This window comes from Methanomassiliicoccales archaeon (assembly GCA_026394395.1).
Taxonomy (GTDB): domain Archaea; phylum Thermoplasmatota; class Thermoplasmata; order Methanomassiliicoccales; family UBA472; genus UBA472.
Window position 1 is genome coordinate 338,474 of the sequence record JAPKYK010000003.1, and the last position, 21,081, is coordinate 359,554.

General features: G+C 58.7%; 21 protein-coding genes and 1 tRNA gene. 6 read left to right on the top strand and 16 right to left on the bottom strand.

The features are described from left to right. Window positions 1-53: 53 nt before the first annotated feature. A complete protein-coding gene (locus tag NT131_05455) occupies window positions 54-3,503 on the bottom strand; it encodes a DNA polymerase II large subunit (protein ID MCX6651085.1) in 3,450 nt (1,149 codons plus the stop codon). A 48-nt stretch (window positions 3,504-3,551) separates the two neighbouring features. Next, window positions 3,552-4,538, bottom strand: a complete 987-nt coding sequence (locus NT131_05460) for a 50S ribosome-binding GTPase (protein MCX6651086.1) — start codon at window positions 4,536-4,538, stop codon at window positions 3,552-3,554. A 33-nt stretch (window positions 4,539-4,571) separates the two neighbouring features. Here NT131_05460 and NT131_05465 point away from each other — a divergent pair, with 33 nt between their 5' ends. From NT131_05465 to NT131_05475, 3 genes are read left to right on the top strand one after another with little or no spacing between them, the layout of a single operon-like run. Beyond that, window positions 4,572-5,276 (top strand): NUDIX hydrolase, encoded by a 705-nt coding sequence (locus NT131_05465; GenBank protein MCX6651087.1) that lies wholly within the window; start codon window positions 4,572-4,574, stop codon window positions 5,274-5,276. A gap of 24 nt (window positions 5,277-5,300) precedes the next feature. Next, window positions 5,301-5,744, top strand: a complete 444-nt coding sequence (locus NT131_05470; GenBank protein MCX6651088.1) for a winged helix-turn-helix transcriptional regulator — start codon at window positions 5,301-5,303, stop codon at window positions 5,742-5,744. A 41-nt stretch (window positions 5,745-5,785) separates the two neighbouring features. Further along, window positions 5,786-7,060 carry an SLC13 family permease gene (locus NT131_05475; protein MCX6651089.1) on the top strand — a complete coding sequence of 425 codons (1,275 nt, stop codon included), beginning with the start codon at window positions 5,786-5,788 and terminating at the stop codon, window positions 7,058-7,060. Between the two features lie 37 nt (window positions 7,061-7,097). On the opposite strand, the gene NT131_05480 is transcribed toward NT131_05475, so the two are convergent. Further along, window positions 7,098-7,766, bottom strand: a complete 669-nt coding sequence (locus tag NT131_05480) for a peroxiredoxin (protein MCX6651090.1) — start codon at window positions 7,764-7,766, stop codon at window positions 7,098-7,100. Between the two features lie 195 nt (window positions 7,767-7,961). On the opposite strand from NT131_05480, the gene NT131_05485 reads away from it, so the two are divergent. Together NT131_05485 and NT131_05490 are read left to right on the top strand one after the other, a co-directional pair. After that, entirely contained in the window at window positions 7,962-8,408 is a 447-nt protein-coding gene (locus NT131_05485) for an NfeD family protein (protein ID MCX6651091.1), read from the top strand. 25 nt (window positions 8,409-8,433) lie between these two features. Then, window positions 8,434-9,540 (top strand): SPFH domain-containing protein, encoded by a 1,107-nt coding sequence (locus NT131_05490; protein MCX6651092.1) that lies wholly within the window; start codon window positions 8,434-8,436, stop codon window positions 9,538-9,540. 491 nt (window positions 9,541-10,031) lie between these two features. Here NT131_05490 and NT131_05495 read toward each other — a convergent pair. The 12 genes from NT131_05495 to NT131_05550 form a co-directional block, all read right to left on the bottom strand. Continuing rightward, a tRNA-Ala gene (locus NT131_05495) sits at window positions 10,032-10,105 on the bottom strand. A 43-nt stretch (window positions 10,106-10,148) separates the two neighbouring features. Next, entirely contained in the window at window positions 10,149-11,795 is a 1,647-nt protein-coding gene (gene ilvD / locus NT131_05500) for a dihydroxy-acid dehydratase (protein MCX6651093.1), read from the bottom strand. 75 nt (window positions 11,796-11,870) lie between these two features. Further along, window positions 11,871-12,017, bottom strand: coding sequence for a hypothetical protein (locus NT131_05505; protein MCX6651094.1), 147 nt, complete (start codon window positions 12,015-12,017; stop codon window positions 11,871-11,873). Between the two features lie 97 nt (window positions 12,018-12,114). Next, window positions 12,115-12,426 (bottom strand): 30S ribosomal protein S10, encoded by a 312-nt coding sequence (rpsJ, locus tag NT131_05510; protein ID MCX6651095.1) that lies wholly within the window; start codon window positions 12,424-12,426, stop codon window positions 12,115-12,117. Window positions 12,427-12,460: 34 nt separating this feature from the next. Beyond that, window positions 12,461-13,738, bottom strand: coding sequence for a translation elongation factor EF-1 subunit alpha (gene tuf / locus NT131_05515; GenBank protein MCX6651096.1), 1,278 nt, complete (start codon window positions 13,736-13,738; stop codon window positions 12,461-12,463). A gap of 79 nt (window positions 13,739-13,817) precedes the next feature. Beyond that, complete coding sequence (locus NT131_05520) at window positions 13,818-16,022, bottom strand: elongation factor EF-2 (GenBank protein ID MCX6651097.1); 2,205 nt, start codon at window positions 16,020-16,022, stop codon at window positions 13,818-13,820. A 16-nt stretch (window positions 16,023-16,038) separates the two neighbouring features. Continuing rightward, on the bottom strand, window positions 16,039-16,626 hold the full coding sequence (locus tag NT131_05525; protein ID MCX6651098.1) for a 30S ribosomal protein S7: 588 nt from the start codon (window positions 16,624-16,626) through the stop codon (window positions 16,039-16,041). 5 nt (window positions 16,627-16,631) lie between these two features. Beyond that, entirely contained in the window at window positions 16,632-17,060 is a 429-nt protein-coding gene (locus NT131_05530; protein MCX6651099.1) for a 30S ribosomal protein S12, read from the bottom strand. 131 nt (window positions 17,061-17,191) lie between these two features. Continuing rightward, window positions 17,192-17,596, bottom strand: coding sequence for a hypothetical protein (locus NT131_05535; protein MCX6651100.1), 405 nt, complete (start codon window positions 17,594-17,596; stop codon window positions 17,192-17,194). 47 nt (window positions 17,597-17,643) lie between these two features. Beyond that, on the bottom strand, window positions 17,644-18,216 hold the full coding sequence (locus NT131_05540; protein ID MCX6651101.1) for a DUF99 family protein: 573 nt from the start codon (window positions 18,214-18,216) through the stop codon (window positions 17,644-17,646). After that, entirely contained in the window at window positions 18,217-18,576 is a 360-nt protein-coding gene (pth2, locus tag NT131_05545) for a peptidyl-tRNA hydrolase Pth2 (GenBank protein ID MCX6651102.1), read from the bottom strand. A gap of 10 nt (window positions 18,577-18,586) precedes the next feature. Further along, complete coding sequence (locus NT131_05550; GenBank protein MCX6651103.1) at window positions 18,587-18,805, bottom strand: hypothetical protein; 219 nt, start codon at window positions 18,803-18,805, stop codon at window positions 18,587-18,589. A gap of 95 nt (window positions 18,806-18,900) precedes the next feature. Here NT131_05550 and tgtA point away from each other — a divergent pair, with 95 nt between their 5' ends. Next, on the top strand, window positions 18,901-20,847 hold the full coding sequence (tgtA, locus tag NT131_05555) for a tRNA guanosine(15) transglycosylase TgtA (protein MCX6651104.1): 1,947 nt from the start codon (window positions 18,901-18,903) through the stop codon (window positions 20,845-20,847). Here tgtA and NT131_05560 read toward each other — a convergent pair. Continuing rightward, the gene (locus tag NT131_05560; protein ID MCX6651105.1) at window positions 20,844-21,074 is read right to left on the bottom strand and encodes a KEOPS complex subunit Pcc1; all 231 of its coding nucleotides are present in this window, start codon (window positions 21,072-21,074) and stop codon (window positions 20,844-20,846) included. The genes tgtA and NT131_05560 overlap by 4 nt on opposite strands. Between the last annotated feature and the right edge of the window lie 7 nt (window positions 21,075-21,081).

Sequence of the window (21,081 nt, forward strand, 5' to 3'; positions counted from 1 at the left end):
GCAGTGCCCGCCATCCTTTCCATTTTTTCATTTGTCAATAGCGGACGGCATGCTCAGAAATCGTCCAGGCAGATGGTCTTCTTGACCGGGGCGGCCGTTTCCTCCGTTAGCTCCTGGTCCTCCTCCGGGGCGTCGGGGTCCGATCTCGGCCAGATCTCCTCTGGACCCTCCTCCCCGCCTTCATCGAAGGAGTCCAATGTGGCCGCGCTCTCCTCCTTGCCGAATATGGAGATGATGGATTCCTCAATGAGACGGATGCGCTGCTGGGTGTAGTCGGAGACGGCGAAGTCCCGGCCTATCCTGCTGGTTACCTCGAGGTACTTCTTGACGCTGGCCTCGTAAACCGTCAGGTTCAGCTTGTGCCCGCAGTAGCAGTGGCCGCTGAGGGGCACCCGGCGATAGCTCTCACCGCACTTGGTGCAGCGGAACTTCTGCCCGGAGAAGCTGTTGAGGTTGCCGATAAGGTCAGGAAGGAAGTGCTTGGTGATGACCCTGGAAACGACATCCCCCTCGTCCACCGCCCTTATGCGCTTGGCCAGCTCCACCTGGGCTGTCATCTTGTCCATCATGGTCTCGAGGGTCTTGTAGGCCGATTCCGGCGGCCCTTCGGCGATGTCGTTGGTATCGTGGGTGATGCCGAAGCCCTCGTATTGCAGCAGGGACTTGATGCGCTCGGAGACCAGGTCCATGCGCCCTTGCACTTCCTTGGGATGTTTCATCTCCACGCTGGCCCGGTAGAACTCGAGGGGGTATTCCCAGAGCACGTCGATGTTCTGGGCCTCCTTGTCCACCTCGTTGGGGTCCAAGCGAATGCCCAGCACCAGAGGGGCGTCCATGAGCCCGCCCCGGCTGTCCGGAAGGTAGGAACGGGAGAAGTTGAGCAGACCGTCCAACAAAAGCACTACGCTGTCCTCGTCCCCGTCGGCGTTCCGCCTCTTGGCCGCGTGGAAGAAAGGGTGCCCGAAGCACACACTGGCCCGAGTGAACCCGATCATGCGGCAAAGTATGCCGCCAGAGGTGTGGGGCGCCAGACCCATGGTCAGTTGTCCGATAAGGTCCTCCTTACTCTTGGCGTTGTAATATCTGGGCAGACCGTAGAACTTGTCCAGCAGGTCATCCACGAAATTGGAAACCCGCACCATGAAGTCCCCGCAGGAGATCGACGGAACGATGTCCTGGACCTTCAGCTCGCACAGCTGTTCGGGGTCGGTCAGGGGCTGGTCGTGCACGTCGAACTCGTATCCCAGCTCACGCGCTCTCTCCACGCTTAGTCCGATCTCCCGGGGCCGGAAATGGGTGAGCGGGACGTCGGTCAGGTCGAAGCGGATGGTGCCGTCCTTGTTGACGTAGATCTCGTGCTTGCGACGTAGGATGCCCTTTTCCAGGGGCTCGGGGTTGAGGTCCTTGGACTTCAGCTCCTTCTCCCCTTTGAGCTTTGTTAATAGGCTCTTCTCACCCAAAGAGATGCGGGCCTGCTCCAGCATGTCCTTGACATCGAGGGATATCTCCTGGGCCTCGCCGATCGGTATCGTGTGCCCTCCACACGAGCAATTGTAATAGAGGTAAGGTTTGTTACCGCACTGTTCGCACTTCCTCACTCCCATCTTGACACTGATGGTCCCTTTCTCTGCGGCCTTCTCCATCAACCTCTGAGGACCGCCGGCCATGCCGATGGGGAATATGGTGTGGGAGGGAGCCTTCATGCTACGGTCCTTGGCCTTCTCCGGACGGGCCATGCGCGAGCCTATCCTGGTCACCGAGCGAGGATTGACCCTGACCCCGGTGCACTTCGATACGACATCCATCACTGGAAGGTCTTCCATCTGGACCGAATCGATGATCTGGCCGTCGTGCAAAAGTCCTAGCCCGGCCAACAATGGCAGGGAATATCTCTCCAGCACCACCTCTCCCTCGGTGACGGTGTGCAAGGCTCCCAGCAGTTCAAGGGTGCGCTTGGTCGCCACGTCGGCTGGTATGATGAGGTGTCCTCCTTCGAGCCGTCCGTTGGCCAGGACGAAGGCCCTCAGAGCCCTGAGCTCTGTGAGCGGAAGGTCGTACCAGAACAGGTTGTACTTGGGATGGAGGGGGACGTTGTGCTTTTGGGACATGAGCCAGGCCGCCTGGAAGTCCCCAGGGTCCTCCCAGCCATCCGGAAGCTCGTCACCGCAGACCGCCCGCAGTTCCGCCCGGTGCCATTCCAGATCGTAATCCCCGGGCACCAGGATGTGATTGTTCTCCACGAACTCGCCGAATGGCAGCAGTATCTGCCCCACGTCCACGATCTCCCTGACCTTTCCCTTGCAGGGGAGGAACTCCTCGACAGTGTTGGTCTGCACCAGATTGCCGTTCTCCAGCAGCAGTATCGGTCCCTCTAGACGGTCGCAGGGGGTCACCGCTCCAGCCTTGCCAGGCCTCTCCAGCTTGATCTGGGTGCCGATGGCCAGGAAGTTGTCCAGGGCATACATGGTGGCCGGGTTCAGGGCGATAGCTGCCAGGCCGGTGGTCCTCCCCCGTCCGTAGCGGAGGCGGAGGCCGCCGGGGCGGGAGGGGTGGCCGATGACCGGCCGTCCGGCCACGATGTCCTTGAGGTACTTGTAGTCCGGGACCACCTTGGGACCCTTGTCGTCCTTGCTGTCGCCCTTCTTCAGGCGCAAGTACTCGGTTATGAACTCCCAACCCTCCAGGCCGAGCTTCTTGACGTGCTTCTCAATCTTGGGGGCCTTGAGACATAGTCCTTCGGCGATGACCAGGCACACGCCCCCGCGCACGGAGTTGGTCTTGATCCGGGGCAGGTCGCGGAACCCGGATATCTCCTTGTCCTCGGTCTTCTCCCCGTCCACGCAGACCGGGCAATGGCTGTAGATGAGGTCGATCTCCTCGTTGCTGGGGGTGTATTGAAGATGCTGGCATTGCTTGTACAGAGGTATCTCTTCTTTGAGACGCTCCACCTCTCCGCGGGTGGGCTGATAGGCCCCGATCCCGAACTCCCGGCGCACCACGTCAGCGATGAGCACGCTCATGGCCTGCGCAGTTCCCCCTGCGGACCGGATGGGGCCGTTGAAGAAAAGTGAGAGATACTCGGTGCCGTCCGTGTTCTGGTTGATCTTAACTCCGGCGATTCCCACGATCGGTGCGACCAGTATCCCTTCGGTGAGGACCGATAGACCCACGCGCACCGCCCTCTCGATAGCCAGTTCCCGGCCTTCCTGGTCGCCGATCGCCTCCAAGACCAGCTCCTTGGCGATGAGCAGGGAGACCTCCTCGCGGCTCTCGATCCGCCGGGATATCTCCCTGATGCGCTCGGCCACGCCATCGACATGCCAGTCGGAGAGCTGCTTCTCCACCCGGTCCGCCAGGTCCTCGGCCGGTGGTATCTCCACCTTCAGGCTGGGGTCCAACCCCCGGGAGCGCGCCTCAGTGGCCACGGCGTAGCAGCGCTCGTTCTCTCTGAACAGCTCAGAGAAATATCGGCGCATGGAATCGCTACAGGCCAGTTCTTGCAAAGAGCACCCCTTCTGGACTAAGGGAGGGGTGAATAAAAAACGTTTGCCTCAGAACAGCGCATCCGATTTCTCCAGAGGTTTGACCAATTGCAGCAAGGCGGTCATTACTTCGGGAACGCCCTCCCCGCTGGCCGCGCACATCTTGAGACGTTCGGAACCGGTGTTGATCAGGTCGACCTTGTTCTCCACTACCAGTATGGGCACGGCGGGGAACAGCTCACGGACGGCGTCCAGCAACCGGAGCTGCCCGTCCATGCCGTAACCGCAGGTCTCCGAGGGGTCCAAAATGAACAGAACGGCGTTGGCCAGGTGCTTGAGGGCGGTGACCGCCTGCATCTCGATGCGGTTGCGGTCGCTCAGCTCGCGGTCCAGCAGGCCGGGGGTGTCGATCACTTGGTAGCGGCGATAGCCCGCTTGGTGTATGCCCACCTCGATGCCCTTGGTGGTGAACGGATAGGCGGCCACGATCGGTTCGGCCGATGACACCTTCCTTAGGAACTGGCTCTTGCCGACGTTGGGAAAGCCGGCGATGACCATGGTGATCATGTTGTCGTCGAAATCGGGCACTTTCCGGAACTCGTCGCGGGCGTAGGCCAAGAACTTGAGGTCCGGAGCGACCTTTTTGACCACGGACGAGGCGCGACCGTAGAAGGCCTTGCGGGCGGTGTCGGCCGACTGCACCGACGAGGAGGTCATGACCTTGCTGGTGTACTGCTTCTGTAGCTCCTTGACCTTGTGGCCAGCCCAGTCCAGGTTGGAAAGCGCCTTCTTTAGCGGGTCGACGCCCACGGTGACCTCGATCATCTCGGCCAGGAAATCGTCGCGCTCGTTGATGCTGGGAAAAGCCTTGACGTACTTCTGTAAGGTGGAGGATATGACATCAGTGGCCGAAGCGATGCGAGCCATGGACTTGCGCTTGACCATGTCGGACTTCACCTGCCCCTCCTTATCTATCTTGTTTACCTTGCGGAAGGCCTTGTCAAGTATCTCCTCCGAGGTGAGAATGGTGGGAATGCGTTTCCTGAGATTGTGCACGGACCGTCACAAAGTAGAGGTACTTTATAAAACATGGCCAAGTCCATGGGATACGGCCTTCGGGCGGAAGCGGTGCTGACCCGCGGTGGGTTTGATGTCGCCGATCAGACCGCCTATCGTACCTTGCGTTCCGTCGGTTTACATGGGATCGAAGGGGCGGCCGAGGAACTATGCGTTTCCCCTTCCACCGTCCGCCGCCGCTTGCGGGACCTGGGAAGGCGCCTTAACGGTCAGGTCTTTCGTAACGGGGAACTAACCTCGCTGGGCCAGGAGATTTTGGAGCAGATGGAACGGCATAGCCGTCTTCTGCAGGAGCAGATGGAGCACCTCTGGAAGAAGCCCACCCTGACCTGCGACGGTCTCGTTAGGCGGGGGAAGGAGGTCCTGCTGGTCAGAAGGGGGAGGGACCCGTTCAAGGGCCGCTACGCCTTGCCAGGAGGGATCGTCGAATACGGCGAGAGCACCGAAGAATGCGTGGTGCGGGAGGTCATGGAGGAGACCGGGTTGAGGACCAGGGTGATACGGCTGTTGGGCGTGCTATCCTCCCCGGACCGTGACCCGCGAGGGCATTTCGTGACCCTGATCTATGAGCTCGAAGTACTGGGTGGCGAGGTCGTAGATAGTGATGATGCGGAATCGGCGGGGTTCTTCCCTCTTGACGACCTACCGCCCCTGGCCTTTGACCATTCGCTGCTCATAAAGAAGGCTGTTGACCTCTCTCCGGAAGATGATTTATAGTCCGGGGGAAGGATACCGGTGGCGATGGGGCAGGACGACCTGGACCAGAACATCCTTCGCATCCTTCAGGGGAACGGCAAGATCAGCATCGAGGAGATAGCCGCCATGCTGGACCGCTCCCCGTCCACCATCAGGGACCGTGTACGACGCATGGAGGAGGAGAGGCTGATCCTGGGCTATTCGACCATCGTGGACCAGGAGCGGCTTGACGTGGACGCCGAGGCCGTGGTTCTCGCGGAGATAGACGCTGAGCACGAGGGGAAGGCCATCAGCGCCCTCATGGCCTTGGAGAGCGTCAGCGAGGTCATGAAGGTCACCGGGGAACCGCGTTTGATGTTCCGGGTGCAGGCCGCGGACCACAAGGAGCTCCTCAGGTACCTGGACAAGAACGTCCGTCCTCTGGGGTTCCGGCGCTTGGACGTCCGGCTGGTGCTCGACCGCACCGTCAGGTACCCCGGTTTCGTTTGATGGCGCTGCCTTAATTATACCATATTTTCTTTACTATCAGAATGCAGACCGCCACTTTGTTGGCATTGTTGGTGTTCCTTCTAACCTACGCCCTGATCTCGGTTCGCAGGGTGCGTAGCGTGAGCATCGACCGCCCGGCGGCGGCCCTGTTTGGTGCGGTCCTGATGATTGTCCTCGGACTGCTACCGGTAGACCAGGTCTTCTCCGCCATCAATCTGGACATCATCGGCCTGCTGTTGGGCATGATGATCATCGTTTCCTGCCTGGAGATAACCGGACTGTTCGACCGGGTCTCCTACCTGCTGGTGGAGAAATGCGGGGACCTCTTCACCTTCCTCTGGGTCAGCATGGGGGTGACGGCGCTTCTATCAGCGCTCATCCTCAACGACACCGTGGTGCTGATGTTCACCCCCATCATCATCAAGGTCTGTCGCTCCATGGACGCCAACCCCGTTCCTTTCCTGGTGGGGGAGGCCCTGGCGGCCAACATCGGCAGCGTAGCCACCGGCGTAGGAAATCCCCAGAACGCTTACATCGTCATCCAGTCCGGAATATCCTTCCCCGACTTTGCCCTAGTGCTAACACCTCTGGCCTTGGCATCCCTGTTGGTGGCGGTGGTCATCGTGGCCCTGGTGTTCAAGAAGGACCTTTTCGACGGGAACCTGGGCAATCCCAAGGTCATCGACCGGAAGCTAGTCATGAACGGCATGCACCGTACCAAGATGGAGGCGCCCTTCTTCCTGGTCATCGCCGTGCTGCTGACGGTGTTCATCGGCTTCATCGCCTCCCCCTGGCTGGACGCGCCCATCTCCCTCATCGCCTTCCTTGGCGGCTGCTTTCTGCTTTTAGTTCTTCCCCTTATCAAGAGGGACACCGGGACCCAGCCCATACTACGGGGGGTCGATTGGACCTTGCTGCTGTTCTTCGTCGGGCTGTTCATCGTGCTGAAGGGGGTGGAGACCTCCGGGCTCATGGAGCTGATGCTGAATTCGTTCGAAGGCCTGGGGGCGGGGGTCGCTGGGGTCGCTGGCCTTTCGACCATCTCCGCCGTGCTCTCGAACTTGATCAGCAACGTCCCGGCCGTCATGCTGTTAGCCCCGGCGATACCCGCCGGCAGCAACACGCTCTGGCTGGCCTTGGCCTCCAGCTCCACCCTGGCTGGGAACGCCACCATACTGGGGGCGGCGGCCAACATAATCGTGGTGGAGAAGGGACTGGGCATGGGGGTGGAGGTACGCCTGCGCGATTTCGTGAAGGCCGGACTGCCGGTGACCCTGGTTACCCTACTAATGTCCGTCCTGTATCTGGGAATATAAAAAAAATGAAAAAGTAAAGGGTTTGGAGGTTAGGTTTTTAGGCCTTCTTGGTGCAGAACCACCAGTCGTAGCAATGCTCTTCCTTGCCGACCAGCTTCTTCCTCTCCGCAGCCGTCTTAAGGTCCCTTGGCGGGTGCAGGATGACCCGGTCCTTCAAGAAGGCGTTGTTCGGCCAGTTCTCGGGAGTGGCCGCGTCGTTCTTGTCGCTGTACTGCAGCGCCTTGAGAGCGCGCATGATCTCATCGACGCTGCGACCAATCTCTTGCGGGTAGTAGATTATCAACCGGATCGTGGCCTCGGGGTCCACGATGAACACGGCCCTGACGGTGTTGTTGCCTTTGTTCGGGTGTATCATTCCCAGTTGCATGGCCACTGCACCGTTGTCGGCGATAATGGGGAATGGGACCTTGACCTTCAGGTTGTCCTCTATCCACTCTACCCACTTCATGTGGGAGAAGACCTGATCGACGGACAGCCCGATCAGCTTGGTGTTCATCTTTTCGAACTCCGCGGCCCTCTTCGAAAATCCGATGAACTCAGTGGTGCAGGTCGGAGTGAAGTCCGCTGGATGGCTGAACAGGACCATCCACTTGCCCGCCACGTCCTTCGGGAGCTCCATCTTACCGTGAGTGGTATTTACCACCATTTCCGGGAATCTGTCCCCTATCAGGGGCAACCCCATGCTATCATCCATGTCGTCGCACATTGATATCACTAAGTGAAGAACATACCCTGCATTATTTAATGTTTTTTTTAATTAGGGCGAACCGTCGTACTACTGGCCTGCAAGTTCGCAGGGGGGTACTTTTCGGCAACTTGGGACCCTAACTAACCTATTTGTGTCACTATAATCCCTTAAGGAAAATAAATGCTAAATATGCAAACGAACATTGTAGCAATCATGACATTAGCCACTGACCTTTCGTTGGCGTTCATCGTCTTCGGAGTGATGATGCTCTTGTTTGAGCTTCACGCCCCGGGGTCGTTCCTATTGGTACCGGCCACGGTGCTCTTGGCCTTGGGCGGTATCGGATTGATCTTCCCAGATCTGCTGTTGAGCATATGGTCCCCAATAATTGCGGTGATCATCCTGGTCCCGACCACCTTGCTCACTATCAAGATGTACCAGAAACTGGCCCCACCGGGTCCACCCGAGACCACTGTGGCCACGTCGCTGATAGGCAAGGAGGGCGTGGTCGAGGTCGAGGTGGTCGCGGGCACCATGAGGGGGAAGGTCAGGATATCCAATGTTATCTGGAGCGCCACATCGGAGCAGACAATTCCAGTGGGGAAGAAGGTCAAGGTTATGCATAGCGAAGGCGTCCACGTGATCGTGAAGGAGATCTGAGGCTCGATTCAAGGAGAAGGTAATCATGGCAATAGGAGTCGAAGTGTTGGGCTTGTTGATGCTGGCCATCATCGCGGCTGTCGTCATATTGGTCAATGGAGTGAAGATCATCAGACCATACGAGCAGGCGGTCTACATCCGTCTGGGTATGTTCATCAGGATCCTTAATCCGGGTTTCAACTACGTCGCCCCGCTGATCAACGAGACCGTTAAGATAGATCTAAGAACACAGGTATTGGACATTCCCCGACAGGAGGTCATCACCAAGGACAACTCCCCGGTAAATGTTGACGCCATCATCTACATCAAGGTGATCGACCCCAAGAAGGCCTTCTTCGAAGTGACCGACTTCCGAGCGGCGACTATATATCTGGCCCAGACGACGCTCAGGTCTATCATCGGTGACATGGAGCTGGACGAGATCCTTTCCAACCGTGAGAAGATCAACCTCAAACTGCGGGACATACTCGATGAGGCCACCGACCAGTGGGGCGTCAAGGTGGAAGCGGTCGAAATCAGGGAGATAGACCCGGCCCCCAAGGTCAAACAGGCCATGGAAGAGCAGACCTCGGCCGAGAGGTTGAGGCGCGCGGCCATCCTGAAGGCCGACGGCGCCAAGACCGCGGCCATCCTGAACGCCGAGGGTGAGAAGAGGTCCCGTATCCTTCAGGCCGAAGGATTGAGGCAAGCCAAGATCCTGGAGGCCGAGGGTGAACGGCTGGCCATCATCCTAGAGAGTCAAGGTGAGTCCCAGAAGTTGAGGATCCTGAGCGTGGGCGCCAGCACCCTGGACGCCAAGGCCTTGACCGTCCTTTCCTTGAATGCGGTCAAGCAGCTGGGAGCGGGAGCGGCGACCAAGATCGTGCTGCCGTTCGAGATCACCAGGTTGATGGAGGGCATCACTGAATACGTCGGTGGCACCCGTTCGATCCCGGAAAGGGAGATCTCCAAACCCGAGGACATCGAGAGAATCGTCGGCACGGCCGATATCATTCTCGGTCCAATCCCCACACAGGAAGAGCTCCGTCGGGACATGAAGGAACTGGAAGCGACCATGGCCGCGGAGAGAAAGGAGGCCGAGGCCGTCAAGGCCCACACCAAGGTCTCCTTGGATGCTTCGGAACGCAACTGAAACCTGTTCCATCAAACCTTTTCCCATTCTTTTCTATAAACGACCACCTTGGAATCGGGTATCGTTTTGTATGGACGCCAGCTGCGGTCAAATAACATCTTCATTACCTTGATGTGAATTCATGTACGGGCGGTAATGTGGATTTGACAAATGAGAGCTATCTGATCGCGATCAGTACCAAGAACTTCACCGAATATTATTTTCGAGATGAGAACGGCTGGTTGAAGGTGAGCGCACACGGCCGAAGGTTCCGGGCCACCGCCGAGCAGGTCCTGAATCACGTCCTGCCTGCACTGGCTGGCATCAAACCAAATTTATCCATCAAGGTGGAGCATTGCCAGGAACCATGGACACGCATCCCATCAGACCGCTCTGAGTGAGATCGTTTGCGTTTATATTCTATGAACGAAGCGGTGAAGCCCTGTATGCCCATGAGGATATTGACTGATTAAAACGAAAGCTGGACCTATTGACGATAATCGAAAGAAGGATGGACGGGCCGGGATTTGAACCCGGGGCTTCCTGCTTGCAAAGCAGGCAATCTTCCGAGCTGATTTACCCGCCCAGTGTGGCCGCATAAAAGAAGTTTGAATAAAAAGGTTTCGCGCTCAACGGCAGATGGCGCCGGTTGACGCCTCCCCCACTTGGTGGCGGTACTTCGCCAGGACCCCGGTTGGTTTTCTGTCGACCGGCTTGACCTTGGCCAAGCGCTTTTTTATCTCCGCTTCCGGCACCAGCAGTTCCAACTTCCGACCAGGGATATCGATGGATATCCGGTCGCCGTTGACTATGGCGGCGATAGGACCTTTGTCGAACGCTTCCGGGGAGACATGACCGATGCAAGGCCCCCTGGTGGCTCCGGAGAATCTTCCGTCGGTGATCAGTGCCACGCTGTTGGAGAGGCCCATGCCAGCTATGAGGCTGGTGGGAGAGAGCATCTCCGGCATGCCGGGACCGCCCTTGGGCCCTTCGTACCGGATGACCACCACGTCGCCGGCCACGATCTTCCTGGCGGATATGGCCTCGAAGGCCTCCTGCTCGGAGTCGAACACCTTGGCCGTTCCCACGAACTTCATCATCTCCGGCGATACCGCCGCCTGCTTGACCACCGACCCCTTGGGGGCCAGGTTGCCATACAGCACGGCTATCCCGCCCTCCTGGTGGAACGGCCGTGATCTGGGCCGGATTATCTCCTCGTTCTTCACCTTGGCCTTCTTGGCCACGGCCTTGATGCTTATTCCGTTCACGGTCATCTCGTCGAACAGGTCGTCCTGCAACCTATTCAACATACCTGGAACTCCGCCAGCTGCGTCGAAGTCCTTCATGTAATAGGGTCCGCTAGGCTTGATGCTGGTGAGGTGTGGCACCTTCTTGGATATCTCATCGAAGGTCCCCAGGTCCACCTCGATGCCGAAGTCAGCGGCGATGGCCGGTATGTGCAGGGCGGTGTTGCTGGAGCCGCCGATGGCCATGTCCAGGGTGATGGCGTTCAATATCGAACCCTTCTTCACGATCTTGCGGGCGGTCATCCCCTCTTTGACCAGTTCCACGACGCGGCGTCCGGTGGCCCGGGCCAGCTCCTTCTTCTTGGGATCGGTGGCCAGCATGGACCCGCAGCCGGTGAGGCTCAGCCCCAACGCCTCGGTGAGGCAGGCCATGGTGTTGGCGGTGAACAGACCGGAGCAGGCTCCTTGACCGGGGCAGGCGCATTTCTCGATCTCCAGCACCTCATCCTCGGTCATCTTACCGGCCTTGTTGGCCCCCAGCGCCTCGAACACGCTCTGCAGGTCCAGGCCATCGTTGCCTCTCTTTCCCGGCTCCATCGGACCGCCGGTCAAAATTATCGTCGGGATGTCCAGCCTTCCGGCGGCCATGAGCATCCCGGGGGTGATCTTGTCGCAATTGGTGACCCCGACCCAACCGTCCATGCAGTGGGCCTGGACCATGATCTCCACGCAATCGGAGATGACGTCCCGGGAGACCAGCGAGTAGCGCATGCCCGCATGCCCCATGGCCACGCCGTCGCACACACCTGGCACACCGAACATCAGCGGTACTCCACCCGCCTCGATTATGCCCTTCCGCACCTCCTCGGCCAAAATGTTCAGATGGATGTGCCCTGGGACCACGTCGTTCCAGGAATTGGCTATGCCTATCAGCGGCTTCTCCATGTCCGCATCGGTCAGGCCGGTGGCGCGCAGCAGGCTGCGCTGGGGGGCCCGGTCCACCCCTTTCTTCACTGCGTCGCTTCGCATCAGGACCGGTTATGCTCAATCCCTTAAAATAAGTTCTTTGCCCGACAGGTGACAGATAGAACGCGAACGTTCACATCAGTTCGGTTTGAATCCCAAGGCCTCAAATCTGTCCAGCATCTCGTTCAGGACCTCAGAGACTGTGTGGTCCCGGTACTGCAATTCGCATATCCAGATCTTCGCGTTCAAGGTGGTTCGGTGGGTAGTGATCTCGTTGACCAGCATCTTTGGTTTAAACTGGCCCGTGTCCAATTTGATATAAAAAAGCATTACAAAAATCCTGAAATCAAAAAATGAAAGATGCTGGGTAAGAGATTTCCGTTCAGGACCTGAGAACGATCTCGATGTTGACCCCGTCAGGGACCTGGATCCTCATCAATTGTCTCAAAGCCCTCTCGTCCGCGTCCAGGTCGATGAGGCGCTTGTGTATGCGCATCTCCCACCTGTCCCAGGTCTCGGAGCCTTCTCCGTCCGGGCTTTTACGGCAGGGTACATGCAACCTCTTGGTGGGCAGCGGGATCGGTCCGCGGATGGCCACACCAGTTCGGGTGGATATCTGCTTTATCTGGGTGCAGACGCTGTCCACCTTCTCCGGGTCGGTCCCGCTCAATGATATCCTTGCTCTCTGTGCCATGTGTCAGTCCCCAAAAAATGGAAAGGGAAGGGGTTTACATCTCCTTCTTTTCGACGTCGATGCACATGCCGGCCGCCACGGTCTGACCCATATCGCGGATGGCGAACCTTCCCAACTGCGGGAAGTCCTTGGCCCTTTCTACGACGAAGGGCTTGGTGGGCATGATCTTGACGATAGCGACGTCACCGGTCTTCAGGAAGGTTGGATTCTCTTCCTTCGTCTGTCCGGTCTTGGGGTCAATCTTCTTCTGCAGCTCGATGAAGGTGCAGGCGACCTGAGCGGTGTGGCAGTGGAAGACCGGGGTGTAACCGACGGGTATGGCGGTGGGGTGGTTCAGCACGACGATCTGGGCGATGAAGGTCTTGGCCACGGTGGGCGGGTTGTCGACGGGTCCGGCGACATCTCCCCGGTGAATATCGTTCTTGGCGATGCCCCTGACGTTGAAGCCGACGTTGTCGCCGGGCTTGGCCATGGGCAGGTTCTCGTGGTGCATCTCGATGCTCTTCACCTCTCCGATCTTGTTGGAGGGCATGAATATGATCTTCATGTCCGGCCTCAGGATACCGGTCTCGACACGGCCGACCGGGACGGTCCCGATGCCGGTGATGGTATAGACGTCCTGGATGGGCAGGCGCAGGGCCAGTCCCTCGGTGGAGGCGGGCACTTTCAGCTTGTTCAGGGCCTCGAGCAGGTTGTCTCCCTTGTACCAGGGCATGTTGGTGGACTTCTTACCGCAGTTGTCGCCCTTGTAGGCGCTGATGGGTATGAAGGGTACATCCTCGAGCTTGAAGCCGACGGCCTTCAACAGGGCACTGACCTCGGTCACGGTCTTCTTGTAGGCGGCCTCGTCGTAGGCCGGCTTGACGGCGTCCATCTTGTTGACGGCGATGATGATCTGCTTGACACCCAAGGTCTTGGCCAGGAAGATGTGCTCCTTGGTCTGGGCCTGGGGGCCCTCGATACCAGAGACGACGACGACAGCGGCGTCGGCCTGGCTGGTACCGGTGATCATGTTCTTGACGAAGTCCCTGTGGCCAGGGGCGTCAATGACGGTGAAGTAGTACTTGTCGGTGTCGAACCGCTTGTGGGAAACGTCGATGGTCACACCGCGCTCCCTCTCTTCTTTCAGGTTATCCATTACCCAGGCGAACTCGAAGGTAGCCTTCCCCTTCTCCTCGGCCTGCTTCTTGAACTTTTCAATCACATAGGCGTCGATGGCGCCAGTGTCGAGCAGCATTCTGCCGACGGTAGTGGACTTGCCGTGATCGACGTGACCTATGAACACTAGATTCATGTGAGGTTTGTCAGCCATTTTTTTCCCTCCAATTTTTCCTTAAATATGAGTTGATTGCCTCTCGATATTATTTGTTCTATATAACGGTTTTTCATGTTCAGCCGGAGTAGTATCCTGCGTCGTAAGGCTGGGGGTTCAGTCCCTTCCTCTTCCTTATGTCACCTACTACTTTCTCCTGAATTTCCCTCGGCAGTATAACAAAGCCGGAGTTCTCAGTGGACCACAGTGCGCGGCCCTGAGTAGCTCCGCGGATCGCGCTTGCGAAGCCGAACATCTCGGCCACCGGGGCCTTCGCCGATATGACCGTGGCGTCGTGGTCCTGGTGGATTTCCTCGATGGTGGACCGGCGTCCCTGCAGCTCGCGGGTGACGTCGCCCATCATGTCCTGGGGGCAGTTGATGTAGACCTTCGTCAAGGGCTCCAGCAGCACCCTTCCGGCCTGGCACATGGCGCCGTATATGCCGGAGCGGGTGGCCGGGATTACCTGGCCGGGCCCGCGGTGTATGGAGTCCTCGTGAAGCTTGGCATCGACGAGCATGACCTTGACACCGGCCACGCGCTCGCCGGCCAGAGGACCGATGTCCATGGCCTCGTCGAAGGCCTGCTTGCACAGGTCCATGGTCTCGTGCAGGTTCTGGATACCTTTGGTGGTGTCGATTAGGATGTTGTTGTACTTGAAGGACACCACGCCCTTGGCCTGGTCCTTGTCCATGCCCAGGTCGCTCAGCTGCTTGGCCAAGGCCTTGGGGTCCTTGATCTTCCCTTCGGTCTTGATCTCGTTATTCTTGATAGCATCAACTATCGCCTGTTCCAGGGGCTCGACGATAAAGTAGAACTTGTTGTGCTTGTTGGGGGACTTGCCCTCGAACGGACCGCCCCTGTCCTTTATGCACTCGCGGTATACGACGATAGGGGCGGAAGACTTTATCTCCACCTTGTGGTCGTTCACGATGCGGTAGATGGTGATCTCCAGGTGGAGCTCGCCCATGCCGGAAAGCAGGTTCTCCCCGGTCTCCTGGTTGATCTGTACCACGATGGATGGGTCGGCCTTCCCGATGGACCTCAGCACCTCGACCAGCTTGGGCAGGTCCTTCATGTGCTTGGCCTCGATGGCCACGGTGACCACCGGTTCAGTGTAGTGGGATATCTTCTCAAAGGGCTCCATGTCCTTTTCGGAGGAGCAGGTGGCCCCGGAGATGGCGTCCTTCAGTCCGGTCAGAGCGACGATGTTGCCCGCCTCGACCTCTTCCACGGCGATGCGGTCAGCGCCGACGCTCATGGCCACGGTCTGCACGCGGTTGGGGTTGGGCATGCCCAGGATGAACATTTCTTGGCCACGAATGACCTTACCGGAGAACAGCCTGCCCACGGCAACCTCGCCCGCGTGGGGGTCCATGATGATCTTCGTGCACATGAAAGTGGTCGGGCCCTGCCGGTCGCAGGTCATCATGGCCTTGCCGACCTCGGATTGCAGGTCTCCCTTCCAGATGACCGGGATACGGATCTTCTGTGCTTCCAATGGGTTGGGGACATGGTTGATGACCATGTCCAGAAGGACCTCGTGCACCGGGGACATCTTGGCCAGGGTCTTCTGGTCTCCGTTCTTGCAATAATTGTAGACGTCCTTGAAGGAGATACCGCTCTTCTTCATGTAGGGAGCGGAGATAGCCCAGTTATTGAAGGCGGAGCCGAAGGCGACCGAGCCGTCCTCGACCCTGACCTGCCATTTCTTCCTAAGGTCCTCGGGCAGATTGGCCGCGATCCTCTTGTTGACCTCGGTGATGATCTGGATGAAGCGCTGCTGCATCTCCTGCTCAGTGACCTTCAGCTCGTTGACCAGGCGGTCCACCTTGTTGACGAAAAGCACTGGCCTGACCCTTTCCTTCAGGGCCTGGCGGATGACGGTCTCGGTCTGGGGCATGATGCCCTCGACCGCGCAGACCAGGATGATGCAGCCGTCCAGGGCTCTCATGGCCCTGGTGACGTCCCCGCCGAAATCGACGTGGCCGGGAGTGTCGATGAGGTTGATCAGGTAGTCCTTACCGTCTCCATGCCAGGTGTGCACCATCGAGGCGTTGGCCGCGTTGATGGTGATGCCGCGGGCTTGCTCCTGCTCGTCGTAGTCCAGCATCAGCTGCTTGCCGGCCAGGTTCTCCGACATCATTCCCGCCCCGGCGATGAGATTGTCGCTCAGGGTGGTCTTCCCGTGGTCGATATGTGCGGCGGTCCCGATGTTCCTGATGAACTCGGGCGTCATCATTATAGACTGAGCCCTCTTGATGTTGTCCTCTTTTCTGCCCATGGTCCCCACCTTTTATCTAACGAGCGGAGGAAGCAACCCTCTCGATCTCTTCCTTCTTGGCCACGGAGAAGCTGTTCATGTCCCCCTTGGAGGCCAGAATGAGCTCCTCGGCCAGACATTGCTCTATGGGCTTGGTGTTCTTGAAGGAGGCGTTGATCGTTCCCTTGGATATGTTGCGCAGGGCGATGTCCAGCCGGCGCGAGGGGGCAACGTCCACGGCCTTGGGTACGGATATACCTCCGAACTGCAGGCGGGTGATCTCCTCCCGAGGAGCGGCGTTCTCGAGAGCCTCCACCAGAACCTGTATGGGGTTCTTCTTTGTGCGCTGCTCGATTATGTCGAAAGCCTTCTTGGTGACGTTGTAGGCCTTGAGCTTCTTGCCGGTGAAGACCTCGGTCCTCATCATGTTGTTGATCAAGCGCTCGACGATGTTGACCTTAGACTTTCCGAACCATTTGTTAGCGTGGCGGGCGTTGGTGTGCGGCACGGCGGTGGGGGTCAAGTTGATGTACTTGGCCAATCCCCCGTCCTTCACTATTACTTCGCCGCTCGCATACTTGCCGAAAAGCAGGATATTGTCAAATTTGAAACTGCCTTCTTCCATTGGAATCACCTGACCGGCTTCTCTTTTCTGCCCCTGACCAGTTCGTTCAGGGAGACGCTGTTCACTTGGATGACCTTGTACCTGACACCGGGAATGTCACCGTATGAACGACCCATCCTACCGCCAATTCCTTCCACCAGTACCTCGTCGTGCTCGTCAATGAAGTTGATAGCACCGTCGCCCACCGCGAAGGCGGTGATCTGGCGGCCGTTCTTTATCAATTGGACCTTGACGCACTTTCTGATGGCGGAGTTGGGCTGTTTAGCCTCAATACCTACCTTCTCCAGGACGATGCCCTTTGCTTGGGGGGCGCCCTCGAGCGGGTCGGACCTTTCTTTGAGCTTCAACAGCCTTTTCTTGTAAGACCTGTCGCTCCACCGAGACTTCTGCCGATCGTTCCTCAGCTTTCTGGCAGTGTATAATCCTCTAGCCAAATTAATTCACCTCAAATTCTGGAGCAGGCCCTCTATTACCGATTTTGTATATAAGAATATGGGATTGTGAGGCAGAGTCAAATAGTATACTGGACATGGCACGGCCGCAGGCTCGATTGCCTTGTTCGAGGTCAGATGACATATGGCACGTCCCGTTCCGGCGGTGATGGCCTCAGGACCCGTACCAATCGGCCTTGGGAATCGTATCCATAGACCATATAGTAGAATAGCCACCAGTTGTTGAGCTCTAGCATCATCATCCGGACCTTCATGGCGTCGGCCCGGGGGGCCATGACCACCAGGCGGATCTTCTTTCTTAGCACTTCCCGGTAGGTAAAAAGGCGGTCTTTCTCTCTCCATGAGCTCGGCGTCTCTATGATCTCCTGCCCGATGAGCTCTCCCCGATAGAAGACGTCAATCAGCCCCCTCCCTTCCTTATCTATCGAGAAGTGCGTGGCGATGTCGGGGTGCGGCAGCTCCTCAGCGATCTCCCGCATCCTCCGCTTCGCCACTTTAAAGACGAGGTCCTTGACCATGCGAGAAGGAAGAGCAGGAACGGGATTATAACGTTTCCCAGGCCACCTCAGGCCTTGCCCTTGGACTCCCCGCGCACCAGGGCAGTGGCCGTTAGATGCGCCAGACGTACTGGCTCCGGCAGGCATCCGCGCACCGTGCACCTCCTGACCAGGGCATCGGCGTCCCTCTCCTCGAGGCCGGCGGAGGCGATGAACACCCGGCCTTCAGGTAGCTCGACCGCCCTCACTTTGTTCTCCTCTATAATCTTGAACCGCCTCTCCCAATCGGGAAAGTGAGCTTTGAGGGCGGAGGCGATGGATGTCATGTCTGGATCGTCCCGCGAGACGGTCATGACCGGCATGCCCAGGGTTTTGCTCAAAGCTTTAATGTCCACTACGTTGAAACCGCCCAGGGCCGCCCCGTCGATCATGATGGCCCGGACCTGTTCGCGAAACCTTGACCCGTTGACCATGCCGATGATGGCACGGTCGGCATCATCCCCATCCACGTTGCATTCGGATAATATCACGCCCTCCACGTAGTTCGGGGGGCAGACCAGCACGCCCACCAACGGAACGGTGCTCTGCCCTTTGACGAACGGACCATCGTCGATGCCGAGCACGCGGGCCTGGTCCTTCACTCACATCAGCCCCAGGTGTCCGGTTACCCGGTCCACCTCGGCGTTGGGGGCCGGGCCGATGCCCAGGCAGGTGGTGGTGTTCGGCGGCAGCTCGGTCATCCCGGCGTCGGTTATCAGCGAGGTGACCAGACCGGCGTCCTCGGCCGCCTGCTTGATGACATAGAGCTCGTTCAGGTCCTGCACCTTGACCACCACCTTCTTCTGTCCTTCGTTGTACCAGCGGTCGAACTGCACCGGTTTGCGCTTCTTGCTCGCCAACGCACAGTTCACCGCGGCGTGGGCCACCTGGGCGGCCAATTTCCCCGGGGAGAGCTTCAGGTCCTTGCGCACCACGATGACCATCTTGTTGTCGAATTCCATGATAAGGGCCTCACACATCCCCGAACGCCATGGGGAACTGCCGGCGGAACGCCCGCTCTTGGTTCTTCTTGGCTATGTCGATCAACCTCTCCAATTCCTCAGGGGTGAACTTGAAGCAGATCTCTTTTCCGCATATGGGGCAGGGGAACTCCCTTCCCTCGGCGCATTCCTGCACCTTGACCGTTATGAGTATTTCGCAGAGCGGGCAACACATGATAAGTGATTCCATGGGAACAGCGTTCCACCATTTCCTGTCGGCAATATATCCCTTTCCCGTCGCCTGCGCATATCACCTTTAATATAGCGAGAGGAAATGAGGCGATTATGTTGGAACTCGTACGCCGGGACGGCCTGGCACGAATCTGCCGTCTGCATACCCGTCGAGGAGAGCTGGAGACCCCCTGCCTCCTGCCAGTGATCAACCCCCGCCTGGTGACCATCAGGCCGCGGGAGCTCTATGACGTGTTCGGGTTCCGCGCTCTCATCACCAATTCATACATCATCCGCAACGACCCGAAGATAAAGGAGATGGCCTTGAGCAAGGGGTTGCACGAGCTTTTGGATTTCCCCGGGGTCATCATGACCGACTCCGGGACCTTCCAGTCGCACATGTACGGCGAGGTGGACCTGGTCAACCGGGAGATAGTGGAGTTCCAGCGGGACATCGGTTCCGATATTGGCACCGTGCTGGACATATTCGCCGAGCCGGACTGGAGCAAGGAGCGCACCGCGGAGTCCATCGAAGTTACTTTAAGCCGGACGGAGGAGGCTGCCTCGCTCAAGGGCGAGATGCTGCTGGCCGGTGTGGTGCAAGGGTCCATCTACCCCGATCTCCGGGAGAACTGCGCCCGCCGCCTATCCGAGATGGGCGTGGACGTGAGCCCCGTCGGAGGCGTGGTGCCGCTGATGGAGACGTATCGTTTCGCTGAGCTGGTGGACGTGATCGTGGCGGTCAAGAAAGGGCTGAGACCGGACCGGCCAGTGCACCTGTTCGGCGCCGGCCATCCCATGCTCTTCGCCCTGGCGGTGCTGTTGGGGTGCGACATGTTCGATTCCGCCTCCTATGCCAAGTTCGCCCGGGACGACCGCTTCATGTTCCTGGAAGGGACGTTTCGCCTGCAGGACATGAAGGCCTTGGAATGCAACTGCCCCGCCTGCCTGGGGCATGATCTGGAGGAGATACGCAAGATGCCGGACGGCCAGAGGACCGAGCTCATCGCCCGGCACAACCTCTGGATATCCAAGATGGAGCTGGAGCGAGTCAAGCGGGCCATACTGGAGGGCGACCTCTGGGAGCTAGTGGAGAGGCGCTGCCGTTCCCACCCCGCCCTGCTGGACGCCCTGCGAACCTTGGGCAAGCACCAGGAGTTCCTGGAGAGGTACGAGCCGTTGTCCAGGGAGCACGCCCTGTTCTACACAAGCGCGGAGTCCTTGAACCGTCCGGCCTTCCTGAGGTACCAGAGGCGCCTGGAGGAGCGTTACGTCCACCCGAGTACGGAGGTCGGCATCATCTTCGACGAGCCGGAAAAGCCCTATTCCCGTACGATGCACCCGGCCATGGACGCGGTGCTGGCAGTGAGCGACGCCCACTTCCAAGTGGTTTCCCCCTTCGGCCCGGTGCCCATCGAGTTGGACGAGATCTATCCCATATCCCAATCCCTGTTCCCCAAGGAACGCGACCAGCAGACCAAGGAGAGGACCACCCGATTGATGGAGGACCTGGCCCATCGCCACACCTACAAAATGGGGGCCATGTGGGACGGTGACGAGACCATCGAGTTCCTCAAGATGTTCTCCCAGGGCAAGGGCACGTTCGACATCGACCAGGCCAGGATTAGGGCGGTCGCCGACTACCAGTTCGGCAAGGGTGCCGCCGAGGCTTTGTTCAGCGGGAGCGTCTCCCTGGTCAAGTCCAAGAACGTGGACCGCATCCGCAACGTCCTGGTGGACGGCGAGCACGTCATTTCCGTGAGGGCTGAGGACGGTTTCTTCACCTTGAGGCCGGCCGGGGCGCGGAGATTGCTGAAGGGACTGCCGGCGCCGCGCATGAGGGTGACCGTCAGCGACGATGCAGTGGAGTTCAACAAGCAGGGCAAGAACGTCTTCTGCACCTTTGTCACCGACGCCGACCCGGACATCCGCCTGCATGACGAGGTGATGGTGGTGGACAAGAACGATGCTCTGGTAGCGATCGGCCGCGCCCAGCTGGTCCGTGAGGAGATGCTGGTCTTCAAGAAGGGCATTGCGGTGAAGGTCCGGGAAGGCGCCTAGTCCGATTCCAGATCGGTGATGTCGTTGGCCACCTTCAGGCAGGCCATGAGGTCCTCGATGGTGTGCAATAATGACATCAGGCTCTTGGCCTCGCACTCGACCTTTATGATGGAACCTTCCACCCAGGATTTGGCATGGTCGCCGTGGTCCAGCTCGAGGGAGCGGTTGACGTTCTTGGCCCTATCCGCCGTACCCATGTCCAGCTCAAGAAAGCAGCTAGCTTGCACGAGCGGC